This is a genomic window from Anaerocolumna sp., assembly GCF_032079385.1.
Lineage (GTDB): Bacteria > Bacillota > Clostridia > Lachnospirales > Lachnospiraceae > Anaerocolumna.
In genome coordinates, this window is the sequence record NZ_DAMAUC010000040.1 from 9,598 (window position 1) to 27,215 (window position 17,618).

A 17,618-nucleotide genomic window follows, 5' to 3' on the forward strand; every position below is an offset into this window, starting at 1 on the left:
CCTTTTTTGTTCGAACAAATTACCTACAAGATAATCCAAATCTGCTGCGTGCAATTGCTGAAGCAGGTCATGCCATTGGAAGCCATACCGATGGCCACCTTCCTTATGCTATTACTACAACTGTAGAAACAGAAGATGATACCAGTGCTATCTATACTTCACCTTCAGAAGCTGAAATAATAGAGAGAAAAGAAGATTTAAATGTTTCATATCAAAAATTACAAAACATTGTTGGGGACATACAAATAAATGGAATGCCTGCTTTAACCAAAATATTCAGACCTCCAACACTGGCAATGAGCAGAGAAGGTATGGAAGCAATATTTGATATGGGCTTTCAGTTTATTGTAAGTGGAGACTTTAGTACACACGATTATGAGGAAACCAGTGCAGATTCTCTGGCTGATACTCTTATCAATGGCATTAGCTTAAATGATGGGAATGTAAGAACTTTACACAATGGCAGTGTTTTAGTTCTTCACATGTCCGACGATAGTGTAATACCTACTATGAAAACGGATGTTACAGCAAAAGCATTGGACATTGCCATTCCTCAATTAATGGAGCAAGGGTACCGCTTTGCAAGATTAAATGATTACCTATCTGAAAGCAGTAAAGGAATATATCCCTTAGAACAAAGTATGGAAAACGAAATTATGAAGTAATAGAAGTAAGTAATAAAAAGTGATATTAAACATAGGGTAAGGGGAATTTTTTTCCATGAATATAAAAAAAGTATCAAGTGGTGATAAGATAAAAAAAGAATATAAAGACGTCCTTTTACAAACGAAAAGTGATAGGCGAATTCTTGCAAATGTACCGGATAAAACAAAGTTGAGAAGTAATAAAGACCGGCGTGGAAGTCAAACCATAGATGATTTTTCCGGTAATATTAACGACTACATAGTAAGTAAACAGATAGGAATGCGCTATAAAGTACAATATAAAGTAGAAGTAACCTGTTCAAAAAAAGGTAAAAAGACCGACTTTCATTGTTCGGGAATTGATATATCCATGTCAGGTATATTGCTTCGGATATCGAAAGAGCATGTACAGCTTATGAAAGAAGCAGACAGCATTTTATTAAAGTTTGAAATCACTCCGGGAACCATGCCGGAAGGGCTTGAGATGAAAGTAAAAATAAATGCGGATATGGCAAGAACAGAGCCGGTATCGGAATCGGAATATTTATGTGGTATGGCTTTTGCACAGCCGTTGTCCGTCTATGCTTCTAAAAAAAGAGGCAGATACATGTTAATGATTTCAACCTTTTTACTATTGTTTATAACTACGTTTATCGTTCTCATGCGTGCAGAAAGTGTTATATACTTTAAGTTTAATAAATGGTTGTATCTATATAGCATTATTGCAGCTTGTTTTTTACTAAGCAGATACCTTTTTGGTTTCTTGTACCGAGAAGTACCCATTGATGTGGATTTTACACCGGGAGTTTCTATATTAATTCCTTGCTTTAATGAAGAAGAATGGATACAAAGGACCATAATAAGCTGTATTAATCAGGATTATCCCATTGATAAGCTTGAGGTTATCGTTATTGATGATTGCTCCAACGATAAATCAGTGGAGAAGATAGAAGAAATCATTCAAAAATTATATGATTCCGGTGATCAGTATGATGTAAAAAAGCGATTGAAATATATCGTGCAAAAGGAGAATAAAGGGAAAAGAGAAGCACTTGCAGAAGGTGCATTAGAAGCAAGACATGAACTAGTGGTTTTTGTTGACTCGGACAGTTTTTTGGACCCCTTTGCCATAAGGAATCTGGTACAACCCTTTAAAGATCCTAAGATGGGTGGAGTTTCGGGAAGAACTGATGTGGCTAATACCTATACAAATGCTTTAACAAAGATGCAATCAGTCCGTTATTACATTGCCTTTCGTATTATGAAAGCGGCAGAAGCCTATTTTGATGCGGTAACCTGTTTATCCGGTCCACTGGCGTGTTATAAAAAAGAAATTATATTAAAAAACCGTGAAGCCTGGTTAAATCAAAGCTTTTTAGGGCAGAAAGCTACCTTTGGTGATGACAGGGCAATGACAAACTTTGTACTTAAAAATTACCGGACCAGTTATCAGGATTCGGCAGTATGTTCTACTATTGTACCTAAAAAGTATTCTGTATTTTTAAAGCAGCAAATGAGATGGAAACGGTCATGGCTCCGGGAATCACTAATTGCAGGAAAGTTTATGTGGAAAAAGGAACCATTTGCTTCCTTAAGCTTTTATATGGGTTTGGTGGTACCAATTGCAGCACCAATTGTAGTTCTGTATAATTTGGTATATGTCCCAATCTTATATGGTATATTTCCAAAAGCCTTTTTAGTAGGCCTTTTATTAATGTCACTTCTTATGAGTACAGCACAGATGTTTTTAAGAAGAAGTACAACATGGGTATTTGGTATGCTATTTTGCTTCTATTATGAAGCTGTATTATTGTGGCAAATGCCAATTGCCTGGGTTACTTTTTGGAAATCCACCTGGGGTACCCGCATGACACCAAGCGATATTAAAGAACAAAAGAAGAAAGAAAAAAAACTTTTAGAAAAAAGAGAAAAGGAATTAAAAAAAGCAAAGAAGTATAAAAGGGAGGATTCCCATGAAATATTCACCGACGAATAAAGAAAGAAAAAAGGTTATAAGAACATTTATAGAAGCCATAATTTTATTGGCGATTTTTATTTTTGTAGCCAGAGCCTTGTTTGTTTTTAAGGAATATATGCCCTATGAAAAAGATGATAAATCCATAGTAACCGGAGCTGATAAAGGATTTATTGCAATATCCTATCTGGCTGTTGCCAGAGAAGGTACCGATACTATGATAAGTACCAACCGCCTTAGGGAGCATCTTGATGTGTTGTATAAAAACGGTTATGTAACAATAACCCAAGAGGATATTGAAAACTATTATAATAAGGGGATTCCTCTTCCTGAAAAATCACTTTATTTATTGTTTGAAGATGGTAGAAGAGATACAGCTATATTTTCACAAAAAATCATGGAAAAATACAACTTTATTGGTACCATGTTAAGTTATGCAGATAAATTTATTCATACGGACACAAAGTTCTTGCAGCCTAAAGATTTATTGGAACTAAAGAAAAGTACATTTTGGGAATTGGGTACCAATGGATATCGATTGTCCTATATTAATGTATTTGATCGCTACGACAATTATTTAGGAGAGCTTAGTTCTTTGGAATATTCTTCAATCAATCGGTATCTGGAGCGTAATTACAATCAGTATTTAATGGATTTTATCAGAGATGAAAACTTTATACCCAAGGAAACCTATTCTCAGATGGCATCCAGAATTCGTCAGGATTATCAGCTGATGGATGAAATATACACCAAAGAAATGGGGGAAATTCCGGGAGTTTATGTGCTGATGCACTCTAATACAGGAAGTTATGCCAATAACGAAAAAGTAAGTGCCATCAATGAAACGAATATGAAAGAATTATTTACTATGAACTTTAATAGGGAGGGTTCCTCCTTTAATAATAGTAAGAACGATATTTATGATTTGACCAGAATGCAGCCTCAGCCTTATTGGTATCCTAATCATCTGTTAATGCGAATTGCAGACGATACAAAAGCAGATATTGAATTTGTAGACGGTGATTTAAAACAAAAGAAAGATTGGGATATTCTAAATGGTGCAGCAGAATTTAGGGATTCTGTTATTGCCTTAACTTCTGAATCAGAAGGAAATGGCTTAATGAGGCTTAAGGAAAGTAAAGATTATCAGAATTGCAAGTTGTCAGTCACTCTAACTGGCAATAAACTTGGTACTCAAACTATTTATTTACGTGCAGATGATAAATTAAAAGAATATGTGGCGGTAAAGATTCAGAACAATAATCTGTATATAGAAGAAAATAGGGCACCAATATACAAGCTTGATTTGAATGAACATGATGGACTGATTATGCAATCCATTGAAGAAAATCAGAAAGAGGCAAGAGAAGCTGAATACCAGCTGTATTCAAAACAAAATAGCCGTTTTGGAAAAACTACCAATATGAGCCAGCAAACGAAGGAATCCTTGCTAAAAGAAGCTAAAACGGTAGAAGAGGGAGGGAAGGAGTATATACCTCCTATACAGATAAGTGATCCCGGTAATCGGGAAATTGAAATTACATTACAAGATGAGAATTTGTCTGTGACTATTGATAAAAAGATGGCTGTAGAAAATTTAACTTTATCAGGCAAATCCAAAGGTTATGTCTATTTGGAATCGGCCTGGGGAGAGTATGGTTATAGTCAAAGAAATATAGCGGACGACGTGTATGATGGAGTATTTGAGAATCTCGTTATTCGTAATATTGAAGATGACAGCATATTATATGATAATCAATTACATGGATTAGATAAAGCAATATTTAATATGAAAACAAGATGGAATCATATTATCAATTGGTTTATCAATACTTTATAATTTGCAACGAATGAAATAACTAAGGTGAGAGAAGGGCTGTATTGCGTAATACATTGGTGATAATATGAAAAAGAGTGTGCTTAACCTGTGTTTGTTATTAATATGTATTATAATTACAGGTTGTAGTAACAAAGGTGGTTCCCCAAAGGATAAAGAGGAAACGAAAAAAGACCATCAGGATACTGTTGATGAAAAGAAAGAGTCATTTGAGGGAAAATTTAGTGTATGGACTACTTACTGGGATACTAAAACCATAGACAATGAAATAGGAAGTTTACAGGAATATATTGATAGTATATGCTATTTTGCCGCCTATTTTAAGGAAGACAAGGGGCCGTTTATCCCAGAGAAGGTAACGGATACGTATGGAAGTATTCAAACTGATTTCAAATCCCTGGCCTTTAAAAGTTATCTCACTTTTGTTAATGATTTATTATTGGAAGATGGGTCCTCCTCTCTTAAGGATACAGAACTTTTATATACTTTGTTATCTTCAGAGGAAGTAAGAAGTAACCATATAAATGAAATTTTGCAAATGACAATGCAAGGCGGATTTGATGGTATTGAGATTGATTATGAGGGAATGAAAAAGGATATTGCTCTTTGGAATCTCTATGTACAATTTGTTAATGAGCTTTATCAAGCAGCCGTTGGAGAAGATATTCTAGTAAGAATCATTTTAGAACCCGGTATACCAGTTGAAGAGCATTTTGACTTTCCTGATGGACCGGAGTATGTTATGATGTGCTACAATCTATATGGTTATGGGACAAAACCTGGTCCCAAAGCAGATAAAGAGTTCTTACTGGAAATGGTAAATAAGATGGAAAAACTTCCTGGTAAAGTTAATTTTGCAGTAGCTACTGGGGGATTTGACTTTGCTAAAGATGGAAAAGTTGTTCAGGTTACCGGGCAGGAAGCTGTCCAATTAATAGAAGAGTATAGTACAACACCAATAAGAGACGAAAAAAGTAAAAGCATGGTATTTTCTTATATAGATGATAGGGGAATATCTCATGAAGTGTGGTTCGCAGATAAAGAAACCATTCAGTATTGGTTTGATGTGATTAAAGAAGCAGGAGATTATGAGTTATCTTTATGGAGAATCGGAGGTAATATATTCGAATAATAGGCAGGGGTCGTTGTAAAATGAATGTTTTATACCGGATATAAGAATCATCTGAGTCTTTATATCTGGCATATCATTTCGTTTTGCAACAACCCCTTATTATAATTATATGTTGAAAATAAGGATGAAGACTAATATTTTATAAAAATATAATTAGTAAGGACTTACAATTATCGGTTGTATTTGTTTCCCTTCTAATGCATATTCTATGGTATCTTTTAATAAATCGGTATGAGCAACCAAAGAATTAGGTTTATCCTTTGGACTATCCTGTCCAAAAGGTACGAAATATATATTTTTAGCATTTAGAACTAATCCAATATTTTTTAAGTTCATACTTAGACCATCGTTTGTAGATATAGAGACTACCAGGGGCTTTCCGTTTCTAAGGTGAGCTTTTGCCGCCATGAGTACAGGTGTATCAGTAATGCCATTTGCTAATTTGGCTAATGTATTGCCAGTGCATGGTACAATGGCTAATACATCGAGGTATTTTTTAGGACCAATTGGTTCGGCATCCTCGATGGTAGTAATAGGATCATTTCCAGTCATGTAGTGCATCTTATTTAAAAAATCAGCTGCATTTCCAAAGCGGCTGTTAATTACTTGAGAATTGTTAGAAAAGATGGGGTAAATATTGGCGTTCTCCTCAATGAGGTTTTCTACTTCTTTAAATACTTTGTCAAAGGTACAAAAGGAACCGGTCAATGCGATTCCGATATTCTTTCCATACAAAGACATAGATTTCACTTCTTTCTAAATATTCAACAATATATGATTATTGAGAGCTAAAGCAGAGGATTCCGGCGCATATTTGCCTGGAAGACCAAGGCATAATTTAGCGTTCCTGTGAATCTCTTTTGCATAGTTAAAATCGGTACCCCCCGGAGTCGAGGCAATATCAATAATAACTACGTTTTGTCTGGTCTTTTTGAGAAGTTCTTTAGGGAGTACTAATGCAGGTATTGTATTAAATATATAATCATATTCTTCGATTTTTTCTTCTAACTGAGAAAGGCTTATGGTACCATAAGAAGCGGCATAGGCAGCAGAGAGTGCCATTGGAGATCTTGCGGCAATAGTAACGCTGCCACATAACCCGTTTAATTTCTCTGCCAGGGTGCGGGCACATCTTCCGAAGCCTAAGATAAGGCAGGTACTGTCATGAAGGTTGGTGGTGCTATTTAGAATAGCTTCCGCAATTGTACCTTCCGCGGTTGCTATGGTATTGTATAGTGTAATTTCTTCCTGTTTCATAAGATCCTGATAACAGATATTTAATGTATCGCAATGTTTGACTAAATCTGCAGGTAATACACCACCAAATAATTTATGTTTAGCAGTGAGAAGGTTACATAGGTTTTTTATAGTTAAATCGGATTGTGAGTGAATGGATACAATATGCATTCCATCCTTAGATACAGGGATAGGAGCTATAACAATTTGACCAGCATTCATGGCTTCTTCAAAAGACAGAGATCTTTTGCATCTGGGATCTAATAGAGAATCATCCAGGCCATATGCCGTAACAGAATAATTTCGATTCAATAAATCATTTGCCATGTAAATCTGCCGCATATCTCCGCCGATGAATACAAAATCAAAATAAGATAAATTCATGTAAAAGCCTCCTATTAATAATGGGTAAAAAAGCTTATAAAGTCTGATCTGGTTAAAAAATTACTTTTCAACTTAAACCGATAACTGCTGTATATTTTTGCGATTAAAAGGGAAGTAATACTTATTCCACATTAAAACCTTTTTAAAAATCAGCATAAAAAACTATATATCCAAGTGTGTAAAAACCCTTTGTTTTCCTGCATGATTTTTTAAAAATTTTTAATCGGAAGTAGTATAGGATGATTATAATATATGGGATTTTACTGAAAAAGTGCTATTATTACTGTCCAAATCAAAACTTATTATTTACAATTGGAGTAAACTATGTTATTATGTAAAGCGTATAAAAAACAGCCAATACTCAGTACAAGGACACTCCGACCTTAATCTTAGTGTTAGGCGTTTATAATTTTAGGAGGAATCATCATGATTAGTAAAGAAAAGAAACAAGAAATTATCACAGCTTATGGTAGAACACCTGAGGATACAGGTTCACCAGAAGTTCAAATCGCACTTTTAACAGCAAGAATTTCTGAATTAACAGAACATTTAAAAGTGAATCAAAAAGATCACCATTCCAGAAGAGGTCTTTTAAAAATGGTAGGTCAAAGAAGAGGATTACTTGAATATTTGAAGAAAACAGATATTGAAGGATATCGTTCATTAATTGAACGTTTAGGATTAAGAAAATAGTTCATCTAAACTTAAGATTACTTATGTAAGGGACTGTTGCAAGACTGTCATTCTGAGCCGCTTAAAGGAAGAATCTCATTATGAAAGTGAGATTCTTCTAGTTAAGGATTTAGCTACGCTGAATTTACACTCTCAGAATGGCAGTTTATTTTTGCAACAGCCCTTTCTTAAGTTTTATCCAAAACATGCAGCAAATGAAATACTATAATTTATACTTTTTATTAACAGGAGAGTTTATGGACATACTATACAGAATAAAAAACATATCACAAGATAAGGCATTTCTGCGGAAAATAGTTGCCATTACAATACCAATTGCACTTCAGAATTTTTTAAATACCACTCTTAACTTTATTGACACCTTAATGATTGGAACCCTTGGTGAAACCACCATTGCAGCAGTAGGACTTGCCAATAAAGTGTTTTTTGTATTCTCATTATTGCTTTTTGGTATATGCAGCGGTTCCGGAGTGCTGACGGCACAGTACTGGGGCAAAAGAGAAGGGGAGAATATCAGAAAAGTTCTGGGAATATCGTTGATATTAGCGATATTAGCTTCTTTGCTTTTTACAATTCCAAGCATATTAATTCCTAAGGGAGTTATGACCGTACTGACAAACAGTGAAGAGTCTATAAGGATAGGGACCGTATATTTGGCGATTGTTGCTATAAGCTATCCATTTACTGCAATTACGAATGCCTATGTAACTTTGCTAAGAGGCGTTAATCAAGTATTTATACCGGTTGTTATTAGTACCATTGCTATTCTTACCAATGTGGTTTTAAATTATATTCTTATATTCGGAAAGTTTGGATTCCCGGAACTGGGTGTTGCAGGTGCAGCTATTGCCACATTGATTGCCAGAATAGTTGAGACAAGTTCTTTACTTATTATTATTTATATCAAGAAGGGACCTGCAGCAGCAAAGATAAGCGAAATGCTTGACTTTAATCGTAACTTCATCAGTAGATTTTTCCATACGGTTTCCCCGGTTATTATGAATGAATTTATGTGGGGACTTGGGGTAACTATGTATGCTTTGGTATATGGAAGAATGGGAGATGCTTCTATGGCGGCAGTAACGGTTTCTCAGACAGTGGAACAAATCATGCAGGTTGTTTTTATCAGTATAAGCGGTGCAACTGCAGTTATACTGGGAAATGAACTGGGAGCCAATAAATTAGAAGAGGCCGATGAGCATGCTAAGAATTTTATTTTTATTCAAATAAGCTTATCTGTTTTAGTGGGTATACTCTTTCTCTTTGTAAGGGATCCTATTATTAGTTTATTCTATGTATCAGATGAAGTAGCAGGTTACATAAGATTATGCTTTTTGGTCTATATTTTATATATGCCATTTAAAATGTTTAATACTATGAATGTAGTTGGAATATTAAGAAGTGGGGGAGATACCAGGGCAGCTCTATTCATAGATGTATCCGGAGTATGGTTCATTGGTATCCCAATGGCTGTAATAGGAGGACTGTTATTACATTTACCTATTTATGTAGTATATGCTATGGTTTTCGTGGAAGAAGTATATAAATTTATATTGGGAATATTCCGTTATCGCAAGAAGAAATGGCTGAGAAATATTATTTCAACTGATTCAGTAGGATAAAATGAAAAATTTAGTAGTAATTTTAATTCCATAGTGCTATAATAACTAAGAATAGGGTCAATTACCCTATTCTTAGAGGTAATAGTGTTAAAATATAACACTTAGAAAGATAAGACGTTGGAGATAAATTCCGAGACTTCTGAAAAGGTTATCGAAGGTGATATAAGATCATCCTATGCTCGGTGAATTTTTCAGTAGTTTCGGCATCTCCAACAAAAAGTTAATTTACAAAATTCAATTTATAAGGAGAGCAAAATATGTACAAAAGTTTTTCCATGGAGCTTGCCGGCAGAACTCTTACTGTTGAAGTGGGCAGAGTAGCAGCGCAAGCCAATGGTGCTGCATTTATGCATTATGGTGATACAGTAGTATTATCCACTGCCACAGCATCTGATAAACCAAGAGAGGGAATTGATTTCTTCCCATTAAGTGTAGAATACGAAGAAAAATTATATGCTGTAGGTAAAATACCCGGAGGCTTCATTAAAAGAGAAGGAAAAGCATCTGAGAATGCAGTTTTAACTTCCCGTGTTATTGACAGACCTATGAGACCATTATTCCCTAAGGATTACAGAAATGATGTAACTCTAAATAACTTAGTTTTATGTGTTGACCAGGACTGCAGCCCGGAATTAACTGCAATGCTTGGGTCTGCAATTGCAACGGCTATTTCTGATATTCCTTTTGACGGACCAACCGCTTCCACTATGGTAGGTATGGTAGACGGAGAACTGGTATTTAACCCAACCAGTGAGCAAAGAGATAAATCAACACTTAGCTTAACGGTAGCTTCAACAAAAGATAAAGTAATTATGATTGAAGCTGGCGCAGAAGAAATTTCGGAAGCTAAGATGATTGAAGCTATCTTTGCGGCACATGAATTAAATAAACAGGTTATTGAATTCATTGATAAAATTGTTGCTGAATGCGGCAAGCCAAAACATGATTATACAAAATGCGAAACACCGGAAGATATGTATAATGACATGGTTGCATTTATTACTCCGGAAGCAATGGAAGAGGCTGTATTTACGGATGTAAAGCAAGTTAGAGAAGAGAATATCAAAGCAATTAAAGAAAAATTAGCTGCCCATTATGAAGAAACCAATCCAGACTGGCTTGCATTAATTGATGAAGCTGTTTATAAATTCCAAAAGAAGACCGTTCGTAAGATGATCTTAAAAGACCAGAAACGTCCGGACGGAAGAAAAATGGATCAAATCAGACATTTGGCTGCTGAGGTTGATGTTTTACCGAGAACCCATGGTTCTGCCATGTTTACTCGTGGACAGACTCAGGTCCTTAATATTACTACTTTAGGTGCATTGGCTGAGATTCAGAAATTAGATGGTCTTGATGAAAATGAAACTTCAAAGAGATATATGCATCACTATAATTTCCCATCCTATTCTGTTGGTGAAACAAAACCATCCAGAGGACCGGGAAGACGTGAAATCGGACATGGTGCATTAGCAGAAAGAGCATTGGTTCCGGTTATTCCCTCAGAAGAAGACTTCCCATATGCAATTCGTACCGTATCTGAAGTATTAGAATCCAATGGTTCTACCTCACAAGGAAGTATTTGTGCCTCCACATTATCCTTAATGGCGGCAGGTGTTCCAATTAAGGCTATGGTAGCCGGTATTTCTGTTGGTCTTGTTACAGGAGATTCCGATGATGATTATGTAATATTAACAGACATTCAAGGCTTGGAAGATTTCTTTGGAGATATGGACTTTAAAGTTGCCGGTACCCATAAAGGTATCACAGCAATCCAGATGGATATTAAGATTCATGGATTAACAAGAGAAATCATTGAGAAAGCAATATATAGAACCCAAGAAGCAAGATTCTATATCTTAGATGAGATCATGGCACCTTGTATTTCTGAACCTCGTCCGGAAGTTGGACCATATTCACCAAAGATTGAGCAAATCAAAATTGATCCTGCCAAGATTGGCGATGTAGTTGGACAAAGAGGAAAGACAATCAATGCCATCATTGAACAAACCGGAGTTAAGATTGATATCTCTGATGAAGGTGCAGTATCCGTATGCGGCGTGGATGCAGACAGTATCAAAAAGGCAATTAAGATGATTAACACCATTGTTATGGACTTTGAAGAAGGTCAAATCTTTGAAGGTAAAGTAATAAGCATTAAAGAATTTGGTGCTTTCATTGAATTTGCTCCGGGTAAAGAAGGTATGGTTCACATCTCTAAGATATCTAAAGAGAGAATTGAACATGTAGAAGATGTTCTTACCCTTGGTGATATAGTTAAAGTTGTATGCCTTGGTAAAGACAAAATGGGCAGAATCAGCTTTAGCATTAAAGATGTAAAATAATTTTAACCTATATGGGTTATTTAAAGAGAAGACTTTTGTCTTCTCTTTTTTAGTCCGTGTGTCCAGCAAAGCTGGATCACACTAGCCGGTGTAAGTCCGGTCACGGTAATCGCCAGTGAGCCGTGTAGCCAAACTCGGTGCGTTGCAGTAATGCAGGGTGCTAAGCGAGTGGGTAAAGAGGGCTTACGCCCTCTGACCTACTCTACGAAAATTAGAAATTTGGATAATACATTTATAATTTTTATGGCTAAATGGTAAATAATGTAGTATAATGAGCACAATACGTAAATAAAAATGTTAATTTATTTCGGATTACAAATGAGGCTATATTTATTGGTAGGAATAAGATTCTATATTTATGCGAATATGGAAAATGAATAGAACCTATAGATTAGTTTTTCAAATCTACAGGTTCAATTTATATATAACTGGAGGTAAGAAATGGCTGATAAACAAACAATCGGAATCCCATTGAAGGGATTTGCTGAATTTTCAAGAAAAGTTGCCGCAGAAGGGGCTGTTTTATTAAAAAATGAGGGAAATATACTTCCTCTTCAAAAGGGAGATTCTATCTCTATATTTGGGAGAATACAGTTCAATTATTATAGAAGCGGTACCGGTTCAGGCGGTGCTGTACATGTGGCATATACAACCAACCTTTTAGATGGACTGCGTTCTAAGAAGATCATATCAGTGAATGAGGAGCTGGCAGTTGTTTATGAAACATGGTTGGAAGAAAATCCTTTTGATAATGGAGGAGGTGCATGGGCAGCTGAGCCATGGAATCAAAAAGAAATGCCTTTAACAGAGGAAGTCATTGCTGCAGCCGAACCTAAGTCAAACAAAGCGGTTGTGGTGATCGGACGTACGGCGGGAGAGGATAAAGACAATGGGGATGCTCCAGGCAGTTACCAATTAACCGAAGATGAAAAGAACATGTTAAAGATGGTTACAAACCATTTTGAAAAGGTAATTGTAGTTCTAAACGTTCCTGGAATCATAGACCTTAACTGGAGCAATGATAGTACATACCAAAATCATATACAAGGTATCCTTTATGCATGGCAGGGTGGCATGGAGGGGGGCAATGCTGTAGCAGATGTATTAGCAGGAGATGTTACACCAAGCGGAAAGCTGCCGGATACCATTGCCTATTCCTTGAAAGATTACCCTTCCACTAATAATTACGGTGGAGAGATCAGAAATTATTATCAGGAAGATATCTATGTAGGATACCGCTATTTTGAAACCTTTTGCCCGGAAAAGGTTCAGTATGAATTTGGATATGGTTTATCCTATACAGAATTTAAGATAGTACCTAAGAAAGTATTGGTTAATGATTATGAAGGCAAAAAATATATAGAAATTGCTGTTGAAGTGATGAACACAGGAAATATCTATGCCGGTAAAGAAGTAGTTCAGGTTTATTTTGAAGCACCACAGGGAAGCCTTGGAAAGCCTAAAAGGGAGTTAGTTGCTTTTGATAAGACAAAAATTTTACAGCCTGGGGAATCACAAACTTTGACCCTTTCATTTTTAGTAAGTGAAATGGCTTCTTATGATGATAGTGGAATCACAGGACATAAATCCTGCTATGTTTTAGAAGAAGGTGCATACAAAATATACCTGGGAAATAGTGTACGAAATACAGTAAAACTGCCTGTACAGGATAAAGATGCATATTATATTGAGGAACTTATAGTAACGGAGAAATTAGAAGAAGCGATGGCTCCAACAGAAAGTTTTACCAGAATAAAACCAGGAGAGCAGAAAACAGATGGCATCTATGAAATAACCTTTGAAGATGTTCCGAAACAAACCATATCTTTAAAAGAACGAATAAAAAATAATATGCCGGAAAGTATGAAGCAGACAGGAAACCGTGGTATTTCTTTAAGGGACGTATATGAGAATAAGGCTTCTATGGAAGAATTTATTGCGCAATTATCTGATGAGGAACTGGCAGCTATAGTAAGGGGAGAAGGTATGAGCAGTCCCAAAGTTACCTCTGGAACCGCTTCTGCTTTTGGGGGTATTACCGATAGCCTATATGCTTATGGAATTCCAGTTGCTTGTTCTTCTGATGGTCCCTCTGGTATTCGTATGGACAGCGGTCATAAAGCAACCCAGGTTCCGATAGGAACTTTACTGGCTGCCACCTGGAATAAGAGCTTTGTGGAAGAACTATACGTAATGGAAGGAATGGAACTGTTAAGCAATAACATTGATACTTTATTAGGTCCTGGACTAAATATCCACCGTAATCCGTTAAATGGCCGAAATTTTGAATATTTCTCAGAAGATCCCTACCTTTCAGGTATCTTTGCCGCGGCTATTGTACGTGGAATTATGAGAGGTGGTTCCAGCGGAACGCTAAAACACTTTGCTTGTAATAATCAGGAGAAAGCAAGATCCTTTGTAGATGCTGCTGTATCAGAACGGGCACTAAGAGAAATTTATCTAAAAGGTTTCGAGATAGCAGTAAAAGAAGGCGGAGCTAACTCTATTATGACTTCCTATAATCCTATTAATGGACACTGGGCTGCTTCAAATTATGACTTAAATACAACCATACTACGAAAAGAATGGGGCTTTCAAGGCATTGTCATGACTGACTGGTGGGCTAAGATGAATGACGTAGAAAAGGGTGGACCGGCAAATAAAAAATATACCAATTTCATGGTTCGTGCACAAAACGACCTTTATATGGTGATAGAGAACAATGGAGCGGAAATCAATATTGCAGATGATAATACAATAGAGTCTTTGAATAATGGTTCCTTAACCCTGGGAGAGTTACAAAGAAATGCTATGAATATCTGTAACTTCTTAATGCATACACCTGCATTTACCAGAGGTCAGGATAGAAAAGAAGAAATAAAGAAATATAAAGCTGGAAAAGCAGATTTCAGGGAGATTCAATCTGACGAGAAGATGGAACATACCCTCCAGCTAGCTCATAACTTAAAGTTAAAACCAAATGGTAATAATTCTAATCGTATTAAAGTTGAAAAAGCCGGGATATATCGAATAGTAGTAAATATCCGCTCTATGGGTAATAACCTGGCACAAACCTCTTGTAATCTTTTGATAAATGATGAATTCGTAACAACGATTCAGACCAACGGAACGGAAGGAAGATGGGTTAAACAAAACCTTATAAAGATTGAACTTGAGGAAGGTATCTATGAACTGAAAGTAGAATCCATCAAACGGGGAATAGAGATAGAATGGATAGAATTTAGTAAAGTGTAATAAATCATTAGCTTGAGAGTACAAAACAAGTTTTTCCATTTTAAGCTGATTAGAGAAAGAGTCTTAAAAATCAAAGGATTATCTGATTCTTTACCTAATCGGTTGAGAATTACACAGAAACCAAGGAGTGTATGGAAATATGATTCATATATCAAAAGAGGAAGCAAGAAATTATTTAATTCGTTATCATAATTTGGATGGATCCAAGGAATTATGCGGCGAAGAGGGTGCTATGGAATATTTTAAAAGAGCGGGTTCTATTCAATATGATCCTTTGAACGTTGTTGGCAGAAATCCGGATTTAGTCCTGCAATCAAGAATTAAGGATTATTCTCCAAAGATATTAGAAAGCCTTCTTTACGAAAAACGATATTTGCTGGATGGATGGGACAAGATGATGTCCATATACTCAAGGGAGAACTGGCCTTTTTTCTCAAGAGTACGAAAAGAAAAAGAAGAACAGATAAAGGAATTATTAAAAAGGCGCCATTCTGTGGAAGCTTTTCAATTGATTGATGAAATAAAGAATATGTTAAAAGAACAAGGCCCATTACAGGCCAACCGTATACCTGCTAGTACCACTAATCCCGGATCCTGGGGGCATAGAAAACTGTCCAGTGCAGCATTGGATTTTATGTTTCATACAGGAGAAGTGGGTATTTATAAAAAGATAAATACACAAAAAGTATATGACTTAATAGAAAAATTACTACCCAATAATATTTTATGCTTTGGAGACCCCTTTCAAAGTAATCATGAATTCTACAAATGGTATATAAAGAGAAGAATCGGAAGTATAGGGCTGCTTTGGAACAAAAATGGTGGTGGATGGCTTGGTGACTTTATCCAAAAGAAAGATTTACGCAGTGAAATATTAAAGGAGTTAATTGAAGAAGGAGAAATCCTTGAAGTACAGGTGGAAGGTATAAAGGATATATTTTATATACGTAGCAAAGATATGGAATTTATGAATAGTAAGTTTGAAAGCAAAGAAGCACGCTTTCTTGCACCTCTGGATAATATGCTATGGGATCGTGAGATGACGAAAGCTATATTTGATTTTGATTATAGCTGGGAAGTATATGTTCCGGTAAATAAGCGTAAATATGGTTATTATGTTCTGCCAGTTCTTTATAAAAACCGGTTAGTAGCGCGCTTTGAGCCGGAAATGCATAGAAATAATGATCCTCTTAGTATTAAAAATTGGTGGTGGGAAGAAGGTGTTGAAACTACCGGCGATTTGAGGTCAGCCATAGAAAATGCATTTGATAATTTCTGCAAATATTTACATTGTGAAAGTGTACAAGTTAATAATTTGAATATTATCTGAATTGAAGAATAAAGTAATGAAGAACCATTTTAACAGGAGGATTTATTTCGCAGTATACTTATATTACAAACTATAAAAATAACGATATATTACGTAAGAGTTTTAACGAATTAACGGAAAAAACATATTCATTTAACTTTGTAGAATGGTTTCAAAATGGTTTTTGGGATGAGAATTACATTCCATATTCTTTGGCTGACGGTGAAAAAATAATAGCAAATGTTTCAGTAAACAAAATGAAATTCACTTTGGATGGAACAGAGAAGCGTTACATACAAATTGGAACTGTTATGACAGATAAAGCATATGGCGGTCAGGGATTAAGCCGTTACCTTATGGAAAGGGTTATAAAGGAATATATAGATAAGGTGGATGGAATTTATCTTTTCGCGAATGACCAGGTACTTAATTTTTATCCAAAGTTTGGATTTAGTAAAACAAAAGAATATCAATATAGCAAAATTGTTAATATTAAAAACAGTGAACAAATAGAACATGTTGATATGGCGGACATGGTAAACCGGAACAAATTCCTGAAAACAGCTAAAAACTGTGTAATTAACGAAAGATTCGCAATGCATAATTTTGGACTGATTGCATTTATGACTATAGGCCCTATGATAAATAAAATATATTACTGCCCAAGTGAAGAGGCATATGTGATTGCGGATATAGAAGAAGGAAACCTATTGGTTTATCAGATTATATCTCTGCATAAGGTTAATTTAGATAATGTAATACATTCATTTGGCAGTTCAATTTATAAAGTATATTTAGGATTTACACCCTATGATTCTATGGGTTATGAAATAAATGAATATCATGAGGAAGATTGTACCTTATTCTGCTTGGGAAATGGTTTTGAGAATATGGATAAAAGAAAATTGATGTTTCCCACCTTATCACATGCATAGAAAATAGATTAGAGTATATTAGTCTTTATTGGAATGCATCTGCAGGGGCCTTCGAAAACCGAAATATACCCGAAATCGTGGACTTTGGTGTACTGGAGAAATACCGATGAACCATATCAAAAAGCAACTTAAAGAATAACTATAAATTATTATATTGAGGATATAATAATATTTAATGAGCTATTGTTCTAATGCTCGGGAGTATCCCAAAGTTTGTGTAAACCTTCAAACTGATGTAAAATAAAACTACA

The 17,618-nt window shown here is 35.5% G+C and carries 12 protein-coding genes; 10 read left to right on the forward strand and 2 right to left on the reverse strand.

What is annotated here, in order from left to right; all coding sequences use genetic code 11:
- The 4 genes from RT261_RS19920 to RT261_RS19935 all read left to right on the forward strand — a co-directional run.
- On the forward strand, nucleotides 1-665 hold a 665-nt coding region (locus tag RT261_RS19920), incomplete at its 5' end, for a polysaccharide deacetylase family protein (protein WP_313134893.1).
- Nucleotides 666-720: 55 nt separating this feature from the next.
- A complete protein-coding gene (locus RT261_RS19925) occupies nucleotides 721-2,640 on the forward strand; it encodes a glycosyltransferase family 2 protein (protein WP_313134894.1) in 1,920 nt (639 codons plus the stop codon).
- Nucleotides 2,618-4,459, forward strand: coding sequence for a glycoside hydrolase (locus RT261_RS19930; protein WP_313134895.1), 1,842 nt, complete (start codon nucleotides 2,618-2,620; stop codon nucleotides 4,457-4,459). Before RT261_RS19925 ends, RT261_RS19930 begins: the two co-directional genes overlap by 23 nt.
- Nucleotides 4,460-4,523: 64 nt before the next feature.
- Nucleotides 4,524-5,588, forward strand: coding sequence for a glycosyl hydrolase family 18 protein (locus RT261_RS19935; protein WP_313134896.1), 1,065 nt, complete (start codon nucleotides 4,524-4,526; stop codon nucleotides 5,586-5,588).
- 153 nt (nucleotides 5,589-5,741) lie between these two features.
- Here RT261_RS19935 and RT261_RS19940 read toward each other — a convergent pair whose 3' ends face one another.
- Together RT261_RS19940 and dpsA are read right to left on the reverse strand one after the other, a co-directional pair.
- On the reverse strand, nucleotides 5,742-6,329 hold the full coding sequence (locus RT261_RS19940) for a dipicolinate synthase subunit B (RefSeq protein ID WP_313134897.1): 588 nt from the start codon (nucleotides 6,327-6,329) through the stop codon (nucleotides 5,742-5,744).
- Nucleotides 6,330-6,344: 15 nt separating this feature from the next.
- Nucleotides 6,345-7,208: a dipicolinate synthase subunit DpsA gene (gene dpsA, locus RT261_RS19945; RefSeq protein ID WP_313134898.1), complete on the reverse strand. Its 864-nt coding sequence runs from the start codon at nucleotides 7,206-7,208 to the stop codon at nucleotides 6,345-6,347.
- Between the two features lie 426 nt (nucleotides 7,209-7,634).
- Here dpsA and rpsO point away from each other — a divergent pair, with 426 nt between their 5' ends.
- The 6 genes from rpsO to RT261_RS19975 all read left to right on the forward strand — a co-directional run bounded on the left by rpsO (nucleotide 7,635) and on the right by RT261_RS19975 (nucleotide 17,367).
- Nucleotides 7,635-7,901 carry a 30S ribosomal protein S15 gene (rpsO, locus tag RT261_RS19950; protein ID WP_313134899.1) on the forward strand — a complete coding sequence of 89 codons (267 nt, stop codon included), beginning with the start codon at nucleotides 7,635-7,637 and terminating at the stop codon, nucleotides 7,899-7,901.
- A gap of 236 nt (nucleotides 7,902-8,137) precedes the next feature.
- The gene (locus tag RT261_RS19955) at nucleotides 8,138-9,523 is read left to right on the forward strand and encodes an MATE family efflux transporter (RefSeq protein WP_313134901.1); all 1,386 of its coding nucleotides are present in this window, start codon (nucleotides 8,138-8,140) and stop codon (nucleotides 9,521-9,523) included.
- Nucleotides 9,524-9,780: 257 nt separating this feature from the next.
- Entirely contained in the window at nucleotides 9,781-11,868 is a 2,088-nt protein-coding gene (locus RT261_RS19960; RefSeq protein WP_313134902.1) for a polyribonucleotide nucleotidyltransferase, read from the forward strand.
- A gap of 441 nt (nucleotides 11,869-12,309) precedes the next feature.
- Nucleotides 12,310-15,123, forward strand: a complete 2,814-nt coding sequence (locus RT261_RS19965; protein WP_313134903.1) for a glycoside hydrolase family 3 C-terminal domain-containing protein — start codon at nucleotides 12,310-12,312, stop codon at nucleotides 15,121-15,123.
- 139 nt (nucleotides 15,124-15,262) lie between these two features.
- Nucleotides 15,263-16,453, forward strand: coding sequence for a DNA glycosylase AlkZ-like family protein (locus RT261_RS19970; protein ID WP_313134904.1), 1,191 nt, complete (start codon nucleotides 15,263-15,265; stop codon nucleotides 16,451-16,453).
- A gap of 86 nt (nucleotides 16,454-16,539) precedes the next feature.
- Entirely contained in the window at nucleotides 16,540-17,367 is an 828-nt protein-coding gene (locus tag RT261_RS19975; RefSeq protein WP_313134906.1) for a GNAT family N-acetyltransferase, read from the forward strand.
- Nucleotides 17,368-17,618: the final 251 nt, after the last annotated feature.